The organism is Erythrobacter sp. RANMB8, from assembly GCF_056848235.1.
In genome coordinates, this window is sequence record NZ_JBREHG010000010.1 from 70,173 (window position 1) to 87,727 (window position 17,555).

Here is a 17,555-nt window from a genome sequence, read left to right on the forward strand (position 1 = left end):
CAATTTGATTAAGCGTATCGGTTCAAGACAAAGTCCCACACTTCCCCCACCTTCGCGTTCCACACCGGCTCTGGGTAGGGCTCCTCAGGCAAGGCGTTGAGCTGCACGCGCAGTTCGGTCCAGACTGCGCCGCGAGTCTCCTGACCGCGCTGCCAGTCCACGGCGTCGATCAGTTCGTGGAGCCGCTCAAGCAACCTCCGCGCCACTGCCTTCACCTCGATCTCCTGCGCCTTGGTGAGCTTGGGCTCTGGCTTGGTGAGTAGGTCGAAGATCGCGAGCTGCTCTTCGTTGTCCAGGCCCTCGCGGGCGAACCGGGCCTCCTCTTCATCGAGCGAGCGGATCAGTGCCTGGAGCGCCTCGAAGTACTCTTCAGTGCCCATAATCGCAGCGTTGTAGGCGGCCACAAGCTGTTCCAACTTCTCGACCAGCGGCTTCCGGGTTGGGTTGCGCGCGGCCATAGCTTTCGCGCGGCCCTCGGCTTCTTCGCGCAGGCGCTCTGCCGTTACCTTGGGACTTTCGGCGAAGAGTTCCCCGAGCTTCTCGAAGTCGATTTCGGAGAGGTCGACCCGACCTTCCTTGCCGTCGCCTTCAACGATGGGGGCCAGGATCGCGACGCCCTCGATCTTTTCGTCGAGCAGCTCAGCGATACGGGCGGAGAGCTTTTCGATGTCTCTTGGGCCGAGCTTCGCCTTCACCGCTTGGGCGACAACATGCAGTACCGCAACGCGCCGGAGGTACGGGGCCGCTCGTTCATCGGGCAGGATTGCCTTGTATGCCTTTGTGACATTGCTGGTGAGCCGCAGGAAATCCCGGCGGCGCTCGTCGGGGGCCACCAGCACCTCGACGGCTTTCCTGATCTGTCCGGCGCGTTCCAACCCTTGCGGCGCTGCGAGGATCGCCGGAAGATCGATTGCCAGCCCCGCTGCAAAACCCTCCGCTTCCTGAAGGGCTGTCTCTAGGGCAGCGACCAGAGCCGCCTTGTCCTTGATCGGAGTTTCGCCGACCTTTGCCCCACTGGCGTAGACCGCGAGAGCCTTCTGGAGGTTATTGAACACGCCGACGTAGTCGACGATCACACCGGACGTCTTGCCGTCGGCGCGCCGGTTGGCGCGGGCGATGGTCTGCATCAGGGTGTGGTTTTTCATCGGCTTGTCGAGATAGACCGTGCCGATGCTGGGAACGTCGAAGCCGGTGATCCACATCGCGCAGACGAAGACTAGCCGGAGCGGGTCGTTGGCGTCCTTGAACTTCCGCTCCAGGTCTTCCTTTTGCATCCGCTCACGGTGCGGGACGATGTCGAGGCCACGCTTCCGCAGATCGTCTACCTCGTTCTGACCCTGGCTCACGACCACCGCCATATCGAGTTCGCGCAGCCACATGAGCCGCTCAGCGATAGCCGCCCCTTCGGCCTCGTGCGCAGTCTTGAGGCGCGCCTCGTCCTCGGCGATCAACCGCTCCACCGCTGCCTTCACGCGGTCGTACATCGCCACCGCCGTGCCTTTGTCGATCGCCACAAACATCGCCTTGCCGCGATAGCCGCGTGCGCTGAAGTGCCGCGCCACATCCTCGGCGATTTTGTCGAGCCGGTCGGGGTTGGTGATCAGGTTGTATTGCCCGACGTCCCGGTTGAGCTTCCGCTCCTGTTCCTCGTCCAGTTCGACCCCGTCGAGCAGCGCATCCAGCTCGGCCTGTAGCGCATCGCGGTCCATCTGCAGCTCGGGCTTGCGAGCCTCGTAGAACAGCGGAACCGTGGCCCCGTCCCGTACGGACTGCGAGAAGTCGTAGATCGAGACGTAGTCGCCGAAGACCTCGCGGGTGCGGCTATCCTCGCCCTTGATCAGCGGGGTGCCGGTGAAGCCGATGAAGGCCGCGTTGGGCAGCGCCGCCCGCATGTTCGCAGCGAGCTGGTCGTACTGGCTGCGGTGCGCCTCGTCGGTCATCACGATGATGTCCGAGCGGTCGGACAGGACCGGCATCGGCTCGCGATCCTCGGTCGAGAACTTCTGGATCAACGTGAAGACGTACCGCTCGTTGCCCGCGAGCAGCTCCCGCAGGTGCGCACGGCTGCCGGCCTGGGCTTGGCGGATGTCCTTGGTCAGCGCGCCAGCCGAGGCGAACTGGCCTGCGATCTGATCGTCCAGCTCGGTCCGGTCGGTGACGATCACGAAGGTGTAGTTCCCCCCGATCCGGCGCAGCACCTTCTCGGCGAACATCACCATCGAGAGGCTCTTGCCCGACCCTTGGGTGTGCCAAAACACGCCCAGCCGCCCATCGTTGGAAGCAACCCGCTGCACCGCTTCGATCGCGCGGTTCACGCCCAGCACCTGGTGGTACTTCCCGATGATCTTGATGAGGCCCTCGCGGCTCTCGTCGAACAGCACGAAGTTCTCGATCAGATCGAGGAAGCGGCTGGGTTCGCAGGTGGCGGCCAGCAGGGTTTCCAGCGTCGGATCGTCCTCCGCCTCCTCGTCCAGCCGTCGCCACGGGGCGAAATATCGGTAAGCCGAGTGGCTCGCGCCGATCAGGTTGTCGATGCCGTTCGACAGGATCACGAAGCCGTTGGGGTGGAAGAGGTGGCCGATCTCGTCCTTGTAGTCGCGCAGGTTGTCCTCGTAGGCATGATGCACCGGCTTGGTCGGGGCCTTCCACTCGGCGAACAGCAGCGGGATGCCGTTGACGAAGCCGACGGTGTCGGGGCGACGCTTTGCGCGCGGGCCTTCGATCCACACCTGATTGGCGGCGAGGAAGTGGTTGGCGCGCGGGTCTTTCCAGTCAATCACCCGCACGGTCACATCTTCGAACTTGCCATCGGGGCGGCGGATTTCGACCCGAACCCCGTCGACGATATGGCGCAGCACCTCGCGGTTGGCGGCGATGGGATCGAGCGCGGAGCGATCGCGAAACAGTTCCTCCTCGGCGCGCTTCAGGGCGTCCGCAGGGAGGGCAGGGTTGAGCCGCGCCAGCGCTGCCCTGAGGTACGCCGGAAGGTAGGCCTGCCGCAGACTGGTGCGCCCCGTCGGGTTGGCCAGCCCCGGCTCCTCATGCAGCAGGTTCGCCCGCTCCCAGCCGAGGCTCGCCAGCAGGTCGAGCGCTGGGGCTTCGACCGTCTTGTCCTCACTGGCGACAATGCTGGTGAGCGAGGGAGCCATCAGTCGACGTCCGGCCCCTCAAGCTCTTCGGGTGCTTCGAAGCCGCCATCGCCGTCCGTAAATGCCAACGCGTAGGGCCGGAAAACATGGTGGAACTGCTCAAGCGTCTTCACCACCCATTCCTGCTGGGCGGGCCAATCGTCCTCATTGGTCGGGTCAGAGTTTTGGCGATACAGCGCGATCCGGCTTTGCTTCTTGCCATCCAGTCGTTGCCAGGAAAGGCCATGTAGCTGCGCATCGATTACGGCCTTGTTAGCCTCAAGCTCTTGGTACCAGACCTTGCCAGGAGGGCCTCGGAAAGCGAACTCGACCGATACATACTTCTTCGACGAGTTTATCGTGGCCGACAGCCATGTGTGCGCACGGCCCAGCGCATAGTCAGCCCAGTGTTGCGGGTGGGCCTTTTGGGGGCGCACCTTGCTCTTCGTCTCAAGCAGACGCGCTCTCACACCCTGCCAGAACCGGCGCTGTTGCTGCTTCAGGTCGGAGACCTCGTTCTCTGCCTTCTGCTTGACCTCGCGGCTCCAGTCATTGGGTTCGGCGATGATGTTGAACATCGGGGCCGGTGCAGAGCCATCAATCTGCCACAGCTCAATCTCCAGCCCGAAGAACTCCAGGTCCTCGCTGGTCACCTCGTTGAGCCAGTCCAGCGCGGCACGGTGCTCTTCGGCGAAGGTCTCGGCGATCCAGACGATGGTCACTGCCTTCAGTCCTGCTGCATAAGTCAGGAGCTGTCCCAGGTGCCTGTGATCGGTGCGCTCAAGCTGGTTCTCGATCAGCACCCAATGGTCGTCGGCGATGTCCGTGCGCTTGGCGAGGATGTCGGCTTTGAAGGGCCCGACGAACTTCTCGGTCGCCTCGACTTCCAGTTCCATTCCGAGTGCATCCTGGAGAAGGTCCATGCCCTCTTCGGATGCCAGCCAGGGGGTGAAGTGGCTGGCCTCGTTGGGCCAGGCGGTCCTCACGTTGACCCGTTGCACTTTGCCGAGCTTGGGGATCATGCGGCGTTCTCCAGTTCGCGCTCGGCAGCCTCGACGGAGAGCTGGCCGGAGATAAGGCGGGGGAGCAATAGGTCCCGGGAGGCGGCGAGGCGAGACGTCTGTCGTCCGATGAGCGAACCACCCTCGTTGAGGCTTTCGAGCAGGGAAAACGCTTCTTCGTTATGCTCCACATCAATGGGCAATCGACATTCCTTCAAGAAGACCTGCGTCTGGAAGTTGGCAATCCCATTCGCGGCCACGGTCTGAAATCTTTCGATTTCACGGGTTCGATGCATGTGGCGGCAGTAGTGATGGACCAGTAGCGCCGTGCGTGGTGACTTAAATTTGAAGACCCTACAAAAACTAGCAGCTATCGCGTCTCCACCCAGTTCCTCCAGCAAACCCGCAGTCACAAGAAGGGTCGTACCAGCAGGTCGGGTTTTTGCGTTTATCGAGTTTTCGAGCACCAAGTCGTGCCTTTGTAGGACCCGTTTTGCAGCGCTTTTCGAGCTGATGAACCTCTCAGGACAGGACGAGTAATCGCCGGTCTGAAGACGCGGGATGTCCGTGCCCCTTACCACTCGGACCTTTACACTGTGCTCGTCGTCAGCTTCTTCGGTACCCCAATCGCCGCCAAGTGAGGCCTCGTATAGTTCGCCGATTGTGGGGCCTTCGATAGGACTGCGCAGTAACTCGTCGAATAGCCCCTGCGCCATCTCCTCCAACACCGCCACCCGCCGCCGGTTGACCTCGATCAGGTCATCATAAGCCCCGAGGATTGCGGCGATGCGCCGTTGGGTTTCGAGGGGCGGGAGATAGACCTCTTGCCGTTTGAGGTCGGCCAGGTTGATTACCTGCTGGACTGAACCCTTGATCACGCTGGCTAGCCTACGCTGTCCTTCGGACGACATGAACCAGTACATCACGTAGCGAGCGTCGACGTCTTGGCGGAGTGCGATGAGCGCCGCCTGTCGGGCCAGGTTCGCACCTGCAAGGTGGTCTGGGACAATCGCTACCGCCCCGGGATTTCCGACTAGGGACATCACCAACTCACCGCCTCGAAGTAGGGTGCGGCGGTACGGTCTAGACACTTCGTCGGTTATCTTCCGCAGTTCGCTGGAAATGCGGCCACCAGAAATGTCGCCACCGCGAATGAGCGTGACCCCGCCAGTCAGCGGCTCGGGACCAGGCTTCACGACGCCGTAGGTGATCGACCGGTCTGGCTCCGTTAGGTCCTCAAGTCTGACCCAGCGCACATCACTCACGCCAGCACCTCAGCCACATTTTGGGCGATGAGTGCCTGCAGTCGCGCAGCCTCGGCGTTCAGACCCTCCAGCTCCTCCTGCAGCGCCTCCAGCCGCTCCCTGAAGTCGGCATCATCGACCTGCTCGCCAGCCGCCACGCCCACATAGCGCCCAGGGTTGAGGCTCCAGTCCTGCGCTGCGATCTCCGCCCGGCTGGTGACCTTGCAGAGCCCAGGGATGTCCTTGTAGCCGTCATCGCCGAAGGTTTCGGTCATCATAGCGGCGCTGCCCTGCTCGACCTCTTCTTCCTCGCCGCGCCACAGCCGCACGATGTTGCCAAGGAACTCGATCTGCTCGGGCGTGTAGTCGCGGAACGCGCGCGTCACTTGGCGGAAGATGTGGCGGGCATCGATAAACAGCACCTCGTCGGCGCGGCTGGTCTTGGTCTTGCCCTTGTCGAGGAACCACAGTGTCACCGGCAGGGTCACGGTGAGAAACATGTTGGGCGAGGTGGTGATGATCACATCGACCATCCCGCTCTCGACCAGCTTGCGGCGCATCTCGCGCTCCGACCCGCTCGCGTCCGATGCAGAGTTCGCCATCACGAAGCCTGCCCGTCCGGTCTCGTTGAGCGCGGCTGCGAACATGCCGATCCACAGGTAGTTGGCGTTGTTGGTGCTCGGGATGCCGAGCGGGAAGCGCGGGCTGACCACGCCCGCCTCATTCACCAGCCGCGAGCGATCGACCTCGGACTGGTTGAAGGGCGGGTTGGCCATGACGAAGTCGAACTGGCCGACCAGCTTGTGCGGGTCTTCATAGTAGGCGTTGGCCACGCGGATGTCGCCCGACACGCCATGCACCGCGAGGTTGAGGCGGCAGAGCTTCTGCGTGTCCTCCATCTTCTCGATGCCGTGGATCGAGATTTCGCGGCTGGGGTTTGCCCCGTGGCGCTTCACGAAGTCCGCCGAGTGGACGAACATGCCGCCCGACCCGCAGGCCGGATCGAGGATGCGCCCGTGGTAGGGCTGGATCACCTCGACGATCAGCTTCACGATCGAGGCGGGGGTGAAGTACTCGCCCCCCTTCTGCATGTAGTTGGCGGCGAACTCGCCCATGAAGTATTCGAAGATCAGCCCATAGGCGTCGCCCTGGATGTCGAGCGGGGCGAGAAGGCGCAGCAGCTCGCGCAGTACGCTGTCGGGCAGCGATCCATAGCCTTGCGGTAGCACTCCCGCGAGATCGGGGTTGTGCTCGGCAATGCCCTTCATCGCGGTGTTGAGCGCCTCGGCGAGGTTCTCATGCTCGGGCAGGCTCAGGAGGAACGAGAAGCGCGCGGTGGTGGGCAGATAGATCGCGCCCTTGCCCTGGTAGTCGCCAGGGGTGGGCTTGAGGCGGCCCGTGAAGGTCTTGGACAACTCCTCGTGCACGAGATCGAACCGCGCCTCCATCTGGCGCAGCGCGATCAGGGCCAGCACCGGCTGGGCATACTGATCGGGCCGCAACGCGGTATTGGTCCAGAGCTGGTTGGCAGTCTGGAACAGGCGCGTGGAAAGCTGCTGTAGATCGACGGCCAAGAATAACCCCCTGATTGGCTGGATTTAGCACGTCGCCAATGGATAGCGCCAACCGTCCTTGAACGCGACAGGTAATGCACAAAGCATTTCTTCAGGCAGGTCGGGCAGGCACATGCTAGGGCGTACTGCTGTCACGAACGTGGGTAGTCAGTCGAAGGCCGATGTTGGCTCAATGGAGCGGTCGTAGCGCCTCAGGAACCCCCAAGCGCTCACGCCCCCTTTTTCATACTTTTTTCATAAGAACCGGCACCATCTTTTCTAAGTCATTGAAAAGATGGTGGGCGCGACAGGGATTGAACCTGTGACCCCACCCGTGTGAAGGGTGTGCTCTACCGCTGAGCTACGCGCCCGTCCGACAAGACCGTTTGGCCCGGACAGGGGCGCGCCATTAAAGCGGGCTGGCGTGCTTGGCAAGTGCCAGCCGTGTCTTGTGCGTGCAATTTGTGCGGCGGTCAGGACGCGGTCAGCCAGGCGAGCCATCCGTCAATGCCGTCGGCGCCGACTTTTCGCGGCTGCGCCGCTCGTGACGTAGCAGGGCATTCGAGGCAAAAAGCCTGCATCCCGCGGGTGCCCAGCAGGCGCTCGGCATCGCGGCGCACCCGCGCCAGCACATTGTCATTGTTACGCGCTGCGATCGCAAAGATGTCGCCACCTTGGGTCGCAGCCGCATGGGGCGCGCGGCTGGTGACCAGCTGGCGGATCAGCGAATCGTAGTTTTCCGTTTCCTGACCGAGATAGACCGCGTGCCACTCACCGTCCTTGGCGCCGGCCTTGGCTGCCGCCCATGCCAGCGCTTCTTCCAGCCCCCCGAACTCATCGACCAGACCCAGCTGGCGCGCCGTGCCGCCATCCCACACGCGCCCACCGGCAATGCCGTCGACTTTCTCGACCGGCTGCTTGCGTGCCTTGGACACCAGCGCGAGAAAATCGCTGTAGGTGCCGCTGATCGAGGCCTGCAGGATCGCCTCCATTTCCGGCGAGAACCCGGCGAGGAAATCGGGCTGGCCCGAAAGCGGTGTCGTGCGGAAACCGTCGGAGGTCACGCCGATTCTCGCAGCGCTTTTCTCGAAAGTGGGCACGACCGCGAAGACGCCGATCGATCCGGTGATCGTTTCCGGCTGCGCGAAAATCCGCTCGCCCGCCATCGACACCCAATAGCCGCCGCTCGCCGCTACGTTGGCGAACGAAACAGCGACCGGGATCTTGCGGTCGCGGTAGCGCTGGATGGCGCGGCGGATTTCTTCCGATGCCGTCACCGAACCACCTGGCGAATCGACCCGCACCACCAATCCGGCCAGATCATCGTCGAGCGCCTCATCCAGCGCATCGGCAATACGCGTGCCGCCGGCAACGCCCGGACCAGCCTCGCCATCGACGATTTCGCCTGCGATCGTGATCACGCCGATGGCCTTGCCCTTGCGGCTGTTGCCCACGTCGGCAAGGAAGGCGTCCATTGTGCTCGCGGCAAAGGCGCCGGGCTTTTTGCTCCACGGATCATCGCCCGCGATTTCGGCCACGCGCGCGCCAAACTGCGCCTTGTCGCCAAGCTTGTCGACCAGTCCGGCCGAAAGCGCGGCCTTGGCCAGATCGCCGCCCGCACCGCTGATCCAGGCGACAGGATCGCCGGTGACACGGGCCAGTGCCAGCTTGGGACGGGCCTTGGCGACATTGGCCTGCCATTCCTCCCACAGCGCGCTGTAGACCCCGCCGACGTTTTCGCGCGCTTCATCCGACATGCCCGAGCGCGAATAGGGTTCGACCGCCGACTTGAATTCGCCCGCACGGAAGATCCGGGCGTTGACGCCAAGCTTCTCGATCAGTCCGGCATAATAGAGATTGCTGCCGCCCGGCCCCGAGATCACGGCCAGCCCCTGCGGGTCGAGCCAGACTTCGTTGGCATGAGCCGCCAGCAGCAGGTGATCGTCGGCATAGCCGAGCGCATAGGTGAGCACCGGCTTCTTGGCCTTGCGCACCCGGTCCATCGCCTCGCCGATTTCAGTGAGATGCACCTGACCTCCGCCGAGGAAGGTCGAAAGGTCGAGCACCACGGCCTTGATCCGGTCATCGGTGGCAGCTTCATCGAGGGCGTTGATGATGTCGCGGGCGCGGTATTCCTGGATCGGGGCTGTGCCTGAAATCAGCGCGGCAAGCGGATCGACAGCGGATTTTTCCTCCACCACGACCCCTTCAAGCGCGATCAAGAGCGCGCCATCGCGGACCTGGCCGGGGCTGGGACGGGCCGAAAGGATGCCGAACAGGGCCACGAAGAACAGCAGCATGAACAACAGGACGAGCCCGTCCTTGATCCCGACGAGGACCTTCCAAACCTTGCTCACGAAACTCATTTCACTGCCCCTTTTGCGCGTCGCATCCGATCTAGGGTGTTTGCACCGCAACTTCTATCGGAAAGCTTACGCCATGGGTTGAGCGGCGGATGCTGCTCGACTAAGGGCATGGCTTTAATGACTGCGACCATTTCCCCCGCGCCTCAGGGCCGCTTTCCGGCCGGGCGGCTGGCTTTTCCCCATCGCGATCTGACCGGTATCGGCCACTTGCAGCGGCACGAGATTCTCTACGTGCTCGATCAGGCCGAACAATGGGTCGAACTCAATCGCCAGCGCACCAAGCATTCCGATCTGCTGGCGGGCCTGACCATCATCAATGCCTTTTTCGAAAACTCCACGCGCACGCTGCTGTCCTTCGAAATCGCGGGCAAGCGGCTGGGGGCGGATGTGGTCAACATGCATGCTGCCACCTCCAGCGTGAAAAAGGGCGAGACGCTGATCGACACCGCGATCACGCTGAATGCCATGCGCGCCGATGCGATCGTGATCCGGCATGGATCGTCGGGGGCGACCGGGCTGATTGCCGACAAGGTCGATTGCCCGGTGCTCAATGCAGGCGACGGGCAGCACGAACATCCGACACAGGCGCTGCTCGATGCGCTGACCCTGCGCCATGCGCTGGCCGGGCGGGGCGAGGGGGCGGAGGACTTTACCGGTCTCACCGTGGTGATCTGCGGCGATATCCTGCACAGCCGGGTGGCACGATCGAACATCCTGTGCCTCACAGCGCTGGGCGCCAAGGTGCGCGTCTGCGCTCCGCCTGCGCTGATGCCTGCAGGGATCGCGGCGATGGGGGTGGAGGTGTTCCACCACTTCGATGCGGCACTGGAAGGGGCTGAAGTGGTGATGATGCTGCGCCTGCAATCCGAGCGGATGAGCGGGCAGTTCGTCCCCTCGGCGCGGGAATACCGCCACCTTTACGGGCTGACGGCAAAGCGGTTGGCACTTGCCGCGCCCGACGCGCTGGTCATGCACCCCGGCCCGATGAACCGCGGGGTCGAGATCGACAGCGAGGTCGCCGACATCGCAGGCCGTTCGCTGATTACCCGTCAGGTCGAAATGGGCGTTGCGATCCGCATGGCCTGCCTCGACATCCTGACCCGCGGCGCGCGTGGGGTGGAGGGCTGGGCATGAAGCAAGCCAGACCTCTCACGATCGCCAATGCACAACTGGTTACCCCTGCCGGCATCATTCATGGCGCGGTGCGCTGTGTTGACGGGGCGATTGCCAGCCTTGGCGCGGATGTCGTCCCCGAGGATTATGACTCGCTTGTCGATGCGCGTGGCAAGCTTGTGGCGCCGGGTCTCGTCGATCTGGGCGTTTTTGCGGTCGACAAGCCCGCCTTTCATTTCGGCGGGATCACCCGTGCGGCGCTGATGCCCGACCAGTCGCCACCGCTCGATCTGCCGAGCCGCGTCGGCTTTATCGCCAAAAGCGGCAAGCCCGATCTGTGGGTTCATCCGCTAGCAGCGGCGACCCGCGGGCTGGAAGGGCGCGAGCTTGCCGAAATCGGGTTGATGAAGGATGCCGGCGCACGCGGGATCGCGACCGGGCGGCGCTGGATCGCCGATTCGGGCGTGATGCTGCGGCTGCTGCAATATGCCGCGATGCTCGATCTGGTCGTGGTCTCCCACGCCGAAGATGGCGGGTTGACGGGTGAGGCAGCTGCGACCGCCGGCGAGATCGCGACCCGGCTGGGCCTGCCGGCCGCCCCTGCCGAGGCCGAGGCGCTGGCCATCGCCCGCGACATCGCGCTTGCCGAACTGGCGGGCGCGCGGCTGCATATCCGGCAGGTCACGACCGCTCGCGGCTTTGATCTGGTGCGCGAAGCCAAGGCACGCGGGCTGCCGGTGACGTGCGGGATCACGCCTGCGCATTTCATGCTGTCCGATCTGGCGACGGCCGACTTCCGCACCTTCACCCGCCTTTCGCCGCCTCTCAGGGCCGAGGCTGACCGGCAGGCAGCCATCGCTGCGATCGGTGAAGGGGTGGTCGATGTTATCGCCAGCGGTCACGATCCCCGCGGACCCGAAGACAAGCGCCTGCCGTTTGCCGATGCGCTACCCGGCATGGCCGGGGCGGAAACCCTGCTGGCCATGGTGCTGACACTGGTGCGCGATGGGGTGATCGACATGGCCCGCGCCTTTGATCTGACCGCCCGCAATCCTGCCCGTCTGCTGGGCGTAGCGGCGGGGCAACTGGCGCCGGGGCTGGAGGCTGATCTGGCGCTGATCGATCCCGATGCGCCGTGGATCATCGACCGCCGCAAGATGGAAGCCACCGCCGACAACACCCCGTTCGACCGGCAGGGTGCGCAGGGCCGGGTGCTGGGCCTGTGGAAGGGCGGCGTCAGGCTGGGGGCATAAGAAAACTCCCGGAAGGCTGGGCCTGTCCGGGAGCAGTCTCGCTGAAAAATTGTTCGGGGGGCGATTACCGCGTGCGCGCAGCCATCTGCACGTCGCGCTTCACCGCGCCTGCCGGAGGGCTGGAGGCGGCATAGGCAAAGCAGCCGCGACCGGCCGACTTGACCGTGCCGCACATGCTCTTGGCGCTTTGCGGGCCAAAGCCATCAGCGGCCACGCGCCAGAAAGTGCGCCCGTTCACCACCGCTTCGGTGATCACGACATTGTGATCCTTGAGCTGCGGGAACTTGCCCTTGAGGGTCGTCCAGCCACGCTCGGCCTCGATCTTGCTGCTGTATGAGCCGAGCTGCACCAGGTGCGAGCCTGCGTTCCTGTCGCTGGCGACCGGCGCGGGCGCTGCTGCGGCAGGTGCCATGCGGCGCTGCGGGGCGGCTGCGGCCATGCGCGGCGCGGAGCGCTCGGCACGGGTCGGCAGCTGCTGGACCACCGGGTTCGACACATAACGCACGCCGCCTGCCGACGGATCGACCGACTGGATCGCCGGGGCAGGGGCCGAGGCAGCGGAGGGGAAGGCCTGCGCAAAGGTGGGCGCGGCAGCCGGCGGCGAGTAGGGTTCCATCACCGGGACCGGGGCGGCGGCATCGGCCTGCGCCACCATGTCCGCAGGTGCCTGTGCGGCGGCTTCGGCAAACATCACGTCCTGCGCGGGGAAATTGGCCAGCGCGAGGCGTTGCGGCTGGCCACCGTCGGCCTTCGGCGTCACATCGAGCAGGGCGGCGACGCGCTGCTGGAACTGTTCGGGTGCCGACATCGCGGCCCACTGGGTCAGGCGGGCATCGAGCTGATCGGCCGGCACATCTTCCGCCGCCATCACCCGCGCCCCGCGCCAGTTGCCCGCCAGCGCATAGGCATAGGCGAGGTTCTGCCGGAGCTTGGGCGAGGCTTCGTCGGTGTCGCGCACGGCATTGGTCAGCACGTGCACGCCGCGTTCCGGCTGACCGGCCAATGCCAGCGCAAGACCGAGGTCGGCAGGATCGATCGCCTGCGCATAGTCATCGAGAACGGCGACTGCGGCAGCGCCTTCGCCCATGGCGATCTTGGCCAGCGCGAAGCTCAACACGGTGCGGGGGTTCTCGTCGCCGAGATCCAGCGCATCGCCGAAGCTGGTCGCCGCCGACTGGAAGCGGCCTGCCTCCATGTAGGCAGCGCCGAGCAGGGCGCGGAAGCCGGGGTTGCGCGGTTCGGCCAGAACGGCGGCTTCGGCATGGGTCACTGCCTTGTCGACCTGACCCTTGGCGAGCGCAGTCTGGGCGCTGGCGAAGGACATGTCGGCACGCGGCGCTGCCGCGGTGGTGCAACCGGCCAGCGCAAGCCCTGCGATCGCGGTCGAGACGGCCAGCGCGAGGCGCGGTGCGTTCCTGAAGCTGCGGTCCATAGTCATTTCCCCCATTGATCCTGCTGGTTCACGTTGTGGTGGTCGGGTGGTGTTGGTGCGCCGGTCAGTGGCGCTTGAGATGGTTGGCGATCACGTCGAGTTCGTCGAACTCGGCGAGCAAGCGGTCGAGCGCCTCGGTCACCAGCGTCTGCGCGCTCTGTCCGCGCATGGTGGCGGCAAGACGCAGCTTGAGGTGACGGTCGGCATCGAGCCGCAGCGTGAATGCCGCGCGCCGGCCCGTGGCAGTGGCGGCGACCGGAGCAGCCGGGCGGCTGCGCGGGGCGACCGGTTCGGGTTGTGCTGCCGGCGCGGCATATTCCGGGGTTGCGGCGTAATCCTCGCCGTAGAAGCTTTCGTCTTCGGCATCGTATTCAGGTTCGCAGTCTTCCGGGCCGGTCATTGCCGCATCGGCGAGCACACGCTCTTCCAGACGGCGCTGCTGGCGGCGCACGATCGGGCCGGGGCCCGGTGCGAAACTGTCTGCCGCAATGTCGGAACTGATCGGCACCACATCGGCGCCGCCCAGCGGTTCATTGTCGCCCATGTCGTTCCAGCCGAGGTCTTCGAGCTGTTCATCGGCAAGCGCGGCGAGTTCCGCCTCGTCCTTGACAAGCGGGGCGATTTGCGGGCGCATGGCGGGCTTGGCGCCGCCCTTGCGGGCCAGCAAGGTCGGTCCGAGCGAAGCAAAGCCGGATTCGGACATAACCCCTGCTCCCTCGCTTACTGCGCGACGCGGCGGCCGAAGCCGCCTGCAGGACGCGGCACGCCGCCCATCTGCTGGCCCACGCCGTTCGGGGCCGGAGCAAACACGGTGCGGCGGAAGTTCTTTTCGAGCCGGTCCGCGATGTAACGCCACAGGGCGGCGATCTCGGCAGCCGAGCGGCTTTCGGGATCGACCTCCATCACCGTGCGGCCGTCGATCATCGAAGCGGCGAAATCGGTGCGGTGGTGGAGCGTGATCGGGGCGACGGTGCCGTGCTGCGACAGGGCGACGGCGGCTTCCGAGGTGATCTTGGCCTTGGGGGTGGCCGCATTGACGACGAACACCAGCGGCTTTCCGGCGCGTTCGCACAGGTCAACAGTCGCACCCACGGCGCGCAGATCATGCGGGGAGGGGCGGGTCGGCACCACGATCAGCTCGGCAACCGAGATCACCGACTGGATCGCCATGGTGATGGCGGGCGGCGTGTCGATCACGGCCAGCTTGAAGCCCTGCTGGCGCAGCACTGCGAGGTCATTGGCGAGGCGGGCGACCGTGGTCTGGGCAAAGGCCGGATATTCCGCCTCGCGTTCGTTCCACCAATCGGCAAGCGAACCTTGCGGGTCGATATCGATCAGCACGACCGGCCCGGCGCCGGCGCGCTGGGCCTGGACGGCGAGATGTCCGGACAGGGTGGTCTTGCCCGATCCACCTTTCTGCGATGCCAAAGCGAGTACACGCAACGCCTGGGTCCCCCTAGGATTGAACCGCTGCACGCCGCCCTATTGCGACGCCTTTCAGCGGGTGGTTGGACACGGGATCGCAGGATACCCCTAATTTAGAGTTAACGCGGGCCGCTCTTATGCAATCGGGCGAAGCGGTTAGTCTGCCCGGGCGCCGCCAGTGCAACCCGGTGGTGCATGGCAAGAGTTTGCTAACCTTGTTTATGCTATGGCCCGGTTCAGCGAATGGTGCAGCATTTGACGAGGCGCAGGGAATGGCAGCGAAGATGGCTTTCAGCATTGCAGGATTTTCAGCGCGTGCCGGGATCGGTGCAGCGGCAATCGCGCTGATCGCCGGCCCGGCGCTCGCCGACGTCAAGGCCGGGGTCGATGCGTGGACGGCAGGCGACTATGCCCGCGCCGTGACCGAATGGCAGGAACCCGCAGCCAAGGGTGATCCCGATGCGCTGTTCAACCTCGCCCAGGCTTATCGCCTCGGACGCGGGGTCGAAGTGGACAACGCGCGCGCCCGCAAGCTTTACGAACAGGCCGCTGCGCTCGGCCATGTGAAGGCCGCGGACAATTTCGGGCTGATGCTGTTTCAGGAAGGCGAGCAGCAGCGCGCCATGCCGATGATCCGTGCCGCGGCCGAACGCGGCGATCCGCGCGCGCAATATGTGCTGGGCCTTTCGCACTTCAATGCCGACTATGCGCCGCGTGACTGGGTGCGCGCCTATGCGCTTATGACCCTGGCGAACGGTTCGGGCCTGCCGCAGGCCCGTGATGCGCTGGCCCAGATGGACCGGTTCATTCCCGCCGCCCAGCGCAGTCAGGCGCAGTCCGTCGCGCGCGAGATCGAGGCCGGGGCCAAGTCGCAGCGCGCCGCCGAGCTTGCTGCGGCCGAGCTGGGCACGGCGCCGACAATGCCCGCTGCCCCTGCGGTTGCGGTCGCGACCCGGCCCGCTCCGAAGCCAGCGCCCCAGCCCGCGCCCCAATCCGCACCAAAGCCTGCTGTCGCAACCCCGGTGGCGGTCGCTGCGCCAGCGGTGGTCACGCCGCCGCGCCCGCAACCGGCCGCTGCTCCCAAGCCGGCGCCCAGGCAGGGCAAATGGCGCGTGCAGCTTGGCGCATTCGGCGTGCCGGGCAATGCTGACCGGCTGTGGAGCCAGCTGTCGGGCAATCCCGCACTCGCCGGAACCACCAAGACACTGGTGCCGAGCGGCAAGGTTACCCGCCTGCTCGCCAGCGGTTTCGCCAGCGAAGCCGAAGCCGCGCGCGCCTGTGCCGCGCTCAAGCGGGAAGGGCAGGCCTGCATTGTGGCCGGACAGAACTGACCCGCCGAACCATCCGCGATAATCGACAAGCGCCGGATTTCCGGACTTTCCCGAGGCGCACGCTCTGCTAGATTGCCCGCCATACACGGCAGGGGGATCGGCCATGAACGAGACGTTGAGTGCACAGGGCGCGGAGGACTTCTCCACGCGGGAGCCTGCCAGCATCGCTCCGGTAGCTGAAAGCCAGCGGATCGAGACGCTCGATTTCATCCGCGGGCTCGCCGTGATGGGCATTCTGGCGGCCAATATCGTCGCCTTCGGCCAGCCGTTCGAGGCTTACATGTATCCGGCAGCCTTCAAGGTGGATCCCGGCGATCCCGGCGGGTGGCTGTGGATTGCACAATTCGTGGCTGTCGATGGCAAGATGCGCGGGCTGTTCACCTTGCTGTTCGGCGCCGGGATGTATCTGTTCATGGAGAAGGCCTGGGCGCGGGGCGCCACGCGCTGGCTTCAGGCATGGCGGCTGATCATCCTGATGGCGTTCGGGATGGCGCACTTCTTCTTCATCTGGCCGGGCGACATCCTGTTCTACTACGCCCTGTTTGGCCTGATCGTGCTCGCCTGTCTCAGGTGGAGCGTGAAGGCGCAGCTGTTTGTCGGGCTGGGCGGCTACATGTTCGGCGTGCTGGTCTATGCCGCGATGTTCACCATGACATGGGCGATTGCCGATACGCCTTTCGGCCAATCCGCGCCCGAACTGGCAGAGCAGCGCACCGCGATGATCGCCGCGATCGACGAGACGCTGGAGCATGGCGCTGTGCCGAATGCCACCACAGCCTCCGGCGATTACGGCGCGCTCGTCTCGCACCGGCTGACCGAACAATGGGCCGAGCCTTTGTCCAATGCGCTGCTGTTCTTCCTCGAAACGATCCCGCTGATGCTGATCGGCATCGCGCTGTACCGGATGGGGTTCTTTTCGGGCGGGTTCAACCGGACGAAGATGGTGCGCTGGGGCTGGATCGGGCTGATTGCGGGCGCGGCGGCACATCTGGCGATCGGGCTGGCGGTGAAGCAGGGCGGGTTCACCTTTTACGGCACGCTTGCCGGTTTCATGGGTTGGAGCCCGCTGCCACGTCTGTGGATGGTGCTTGGGCTGGCTGCGCTACTGGTGGTCTATGCGCCGCAAGCAACCGGCTGGCTGGGCGAGCGGGTGCGGGCAGCGGGGCGTGCGGCCTTCACCAATTACCTCGGCACATCGGTGCTGATGATGTTTGTGTTCCACGGCTGGGCGCTGGGGCTGTTCGGGCAACTGAACCGTCCGCTGCTGTATGTCGTTGTGGCGCTCGCCTGGGTGGCGATGCTGGCATGGTCGAAGCCCTGGCTCGACCGCTATCGCTACGGCCCGCTGGAGTGGTTGTGGCGCTGCCTGACATACCGGACGGTGTTTCCGTTGAAGCGGTAACTTTCCCTCTTGTTATTGAGAGTAGTTCGCATATCTTGGCTCCTGCAAACGCTTCGCAGGAAAGATTCGCGCGCTTATGTACATCTGCATCTGCAATGCCATTCGTGAGAATGATTTGCGCAAAGCCGCGCTCACTTGCGACGGGGACGCAGAGGCGACCTATGCCTGCCTCGGCAAGCGCCCCAATTGCGGCCAGTGCCTTGATGAAGCGCAGGAAATTATCGACGCCGAACGGGCGGCCGCCAGGTGCGACATATTCGCAGTAGAAGCCGCCTGACCCGCGATTGCGAACGGATCGCAAGTAACT

General features: G+C 64.8%; 13 protein-coding genes and 1 tRNA gene. 5 read left to right on the forward strand and 9 right to left on the reverse strand.

Translation table 11 applies throughout. The annotated features are described in order from the left end of the window. Positions 1-8: 8 nt before the first annotated feature. From ACU0AG_RS11950 to sppA, 6 genes are all read right to left on the reverse strand, one after another. A complete protein-coding gene (locus ACU0AG_RS11950) occupies positions 9-3,149 on the reverse strand; it encodes a type I restriction endonuclease subunit R (protein WP_482782507.1) in 3,141 nt (1,046 codons plus the stop codon). Further along, on the reverse strand, positions 3,149-4,150 hold the full coding sequence (locus ACU0AG_RS11955) for a DUF4268 domain-containing protein (protein ID WP_482782508.1): 1,002 nt from the start codon (positions 4,148-4,150) through the stop codon (positions 3,149-3,151). The genes ACU0AG_RS11950 and ACU0AG_RS11955 overlap by 1 nt, the downstream gene beginning before the upstream one ends. Continuing rightward, positions 4,147-5,394 carry a restriction endonuclease subunit S gene (locus tag ACU0AG_RS11960; protein ID WP_482782509.1) on the reverse strand — a complete coding sequence of 416 codons (1,248 nt, stop codon included), beginning with the start codon at positions 5,392-5,394 and terminating at the stop codon, positions 4,147-4,149. Before ACU0AG_RS11960 ends, ACU0AG_RS11955 begins: the two co-directional genes overlap by 4 nt. Continuing rightward, positions 5,391-6,947, reverse strand: coding sequence for a type I restriction-modification system subunit M (locus tag ACU0AG_RS11965; protein WP_482782510.1), 1,557 nt, complete (start codon positions 6,945-6,947; stop codon positions 5,391-5,393). Before ACU0AG_RS11965 ends, ACU0AG_RS11960 begins: the two co-directional genes overlap by 4 nt. A gap of 275 nt (positions 6,948-7,222) precedes the next feature. Then, positions 7,223-7,297, reverse strand: a tRNA-Val gene (locus tag ACU0AG_RS11970). 102 nt (positions 7,298-7,399) lie between these two features. Beyond that, positions 7,400-9,292 carry a signal peptide peptidase SppA gene (gene sppA / locus ACU0AG_RS11975; protein WP_482782511.1) on the reverse strand — a complete coding sequence of 631 codons (1,893 nt, stop codon included), beginning with the start codon at positions 9,290-9,292 and terminating at the stop codon, positions 7,400-7,402. Between the two features lie 117 nt (positions 9,293-9,409). On the opposite strand from sppA, the gene ACU0AG_RS11980 reads away from it, so the two are divergent. Together ACU0AG_RS11980 and ACU0AG_RS11985 are read left to right on the forward strand one after the other, a co-directional pair. Beyond that, the gene (locus ACU0AG_RS11980; RefSeq protein WP_482782512.1) at positions 9,410-10,426 is read left to right on the forward strand and encodes an aspartate carbamoyltransferase catalytic subunit; all 1,017 of its coding nucleotides are present in this window, start codon (positions 9,410-9,412) and stop codon (positions 10,424-10,426) included. Continuing rightward, the gene (locus ACU0AG_RS11985) at positions 10,423-11,658 is read left to right on the forward strand and encodes a dihydroorotase (protein WP_482782513.1); all 1,236 of its coding nucleotides are present in this window, start codon (positions 10,423-10,425) and stop codon (positions 11,656-11,658) included. Before ACU0AG_RS11980 ends, ACU0AG_RS11985 begins: the two co-directional genes overlap by 4 nt. Before the next feature lie 64 nt (positions 11,659-11,722). Here the strand turns inward: ACU0AG_RS11985 and ACU0AG_RS11990 are convergent, their stop codons facing one another. The 3 genes from ACU0AG_RS11990 to ACU0AG_RS12000 are packed head-to-tail and all read right to left on the reverse strand — an operon-like array spanning position 11,723 to position 14,533. After that, positions 11,723-13,096: a tetratricopeptide repeat protein gene (locus tag ACU0AG_RS11990; protein ID WP_482782514.1), complete on the reverse strand. Its 1,374-nt coding sequence runs from the start codon at positions 13,094-13,096 to the stop codon at positions 11,723-11,725. A gap of 58 nt (positions 13,097-13,154) precedes the next feature. Continuing rightward, the gene (locus ACU0AG_RS11995; RefSeq protein ID WP_482782515.1) at positions 13,155-13,793 is read right to left on the reverse strand and encodes a hypothetical protein; all 639 of its coding nucleotides are present in this window, start codon (positions 13,791-13,793) and stop codon (positions 13,155-13,157) included. Positions 13,794-13,810: 17 nt separating this feature from the next. Further along, positions 13,811-14,533: an AAA family ATPase gene (locus ACU0AG_RS12000; RefSeq protein WP_482782516.1), complete on the reverse strand. Its 723-nt coding sequence runs from the start codon at positions 14,531-14,533 to the stop codon at positions 13,811-13,813. Positions 14,534-14,787: 254 nt separating this feature from the next. On the opposite strand from ACU0AG_RS12000, the gene ACU0AG_RS12005 reads away from it, so the two are divergent. From ACU0AG_RS12005 to ACU0AG_RS12015, 3 genes are all read left to right on the forward strand, one after another. Beyond that, a complete protein-coding gene (locus ACU0AG_RS12005) occupies positions 14,788-15,846 on the forward strand; it encodes an SPOR domain-containing protein (protein WP_482782517.1) in 1,059 nt (352 codons plus the stop codon). A gap of 103 nt (positions 15,847-15,949) precedes the next feature. After that, positions 15,950-17,248, forward strand: a complete 1,299-nt coding sequence (locus ACU0AG_RS12010; protein ID WP_482782518.1) for a DUF418 domain-containing protein — start codon at positions 15,950-15,952, stop codon at positions 17,246-17,248. A gap of 76 nt (positions 17,249-17,324) precedes the next feature. After that, on the forward strand, positions 17,325-17,525 hold the full coding sequence (locus ACU0AG_RS12015) for a (2Fe-2S)-binding protein (RefSeq protein WP_482782519.1): 201 nt from the start codon (positions 17,325-17,327) through the stop codon (positions 17,523-17,525). The last annotated feature ends 30 nt before the right edge of the window (positions 17,526-17,555 follow it).

Excerpts from the sequence above, each read along its gene's own strand:
- ACU0AG_RS11955 (WP_482782508.1), bottom strand. The coding sequence starts at position 4,150 with ATGATCCCCAAGCTCGGCAAAGTGCAACGGGTCAACGTGAGGACCGCC.
- ACU0AG_RS11985 (WP_482782513.1), top strand. The coding sequence starts at position 10,423 with ATGAAGCAAGCCAGACCTCTCACGATCGCCAATGCACAACTGGTTACC.
- sppA (WP_482782511.1), bottom strand. The coding sequence starts at position 9,292 with ATGAGTTTCGTGAGCAAGGTTTGGAAGGTCCTCGTCGGGATCAAGGAC.
- ACU0AG_RS12005 (WP_482782517.1), top strand. The coding sequence starts at position 14,788 with ATGGCAGCGAAGATGGCTTTCAGCATTGCAGGATTTTCAGCGCGTGCC.
- ACU0AG_RS11995 (WP_482782515.1), bottom strand. The coding sequence starts at position 13,793 with ATGTCCGAATCCGGCTTTGCTTCGCTCGGACCGACCTTGCTGGCCCGC.
- ACU0AG_RS11950 (WP_482782507.1), bottom strand. The coding sequence starts at position 3,149 with ATGGCTCCCTCGCTCACCAGCATTGTCGCCAGTGAGGACAAGACGGTC.
- ACU0AG_RS11990 (WP_482782514.1), bottom strand. The coding sequence starts at position 13,096 with ATGACTATGGACCGCAGCTTCAGGAACGCACCGCGCCTCGCGCTGGCC.
- ACU0AG_RS12015 (WP_482782519.1), top strand. The coding sequence starts at position 17,325 with ATGTACATCTGCATCTGCAATGCCATTCGTGAGAATGATTTGCGCAAA.
- ACU0AG_RS12010 (WP_482782518.1), top strand. The coding sequence starts at position 15,950 with ATGAACGAGACGTTGAGTGCACAGGGCGCGGAGGACTTCTCCACGCGG.
- ACU0AG_RS11980 (WP_482782512.1), top strand. The coding sequence starts at position 9,410 with ATGACTGCGACCATTTCCCCCGCGCCTCAGGGCCGCTTTCCGGCCGGG.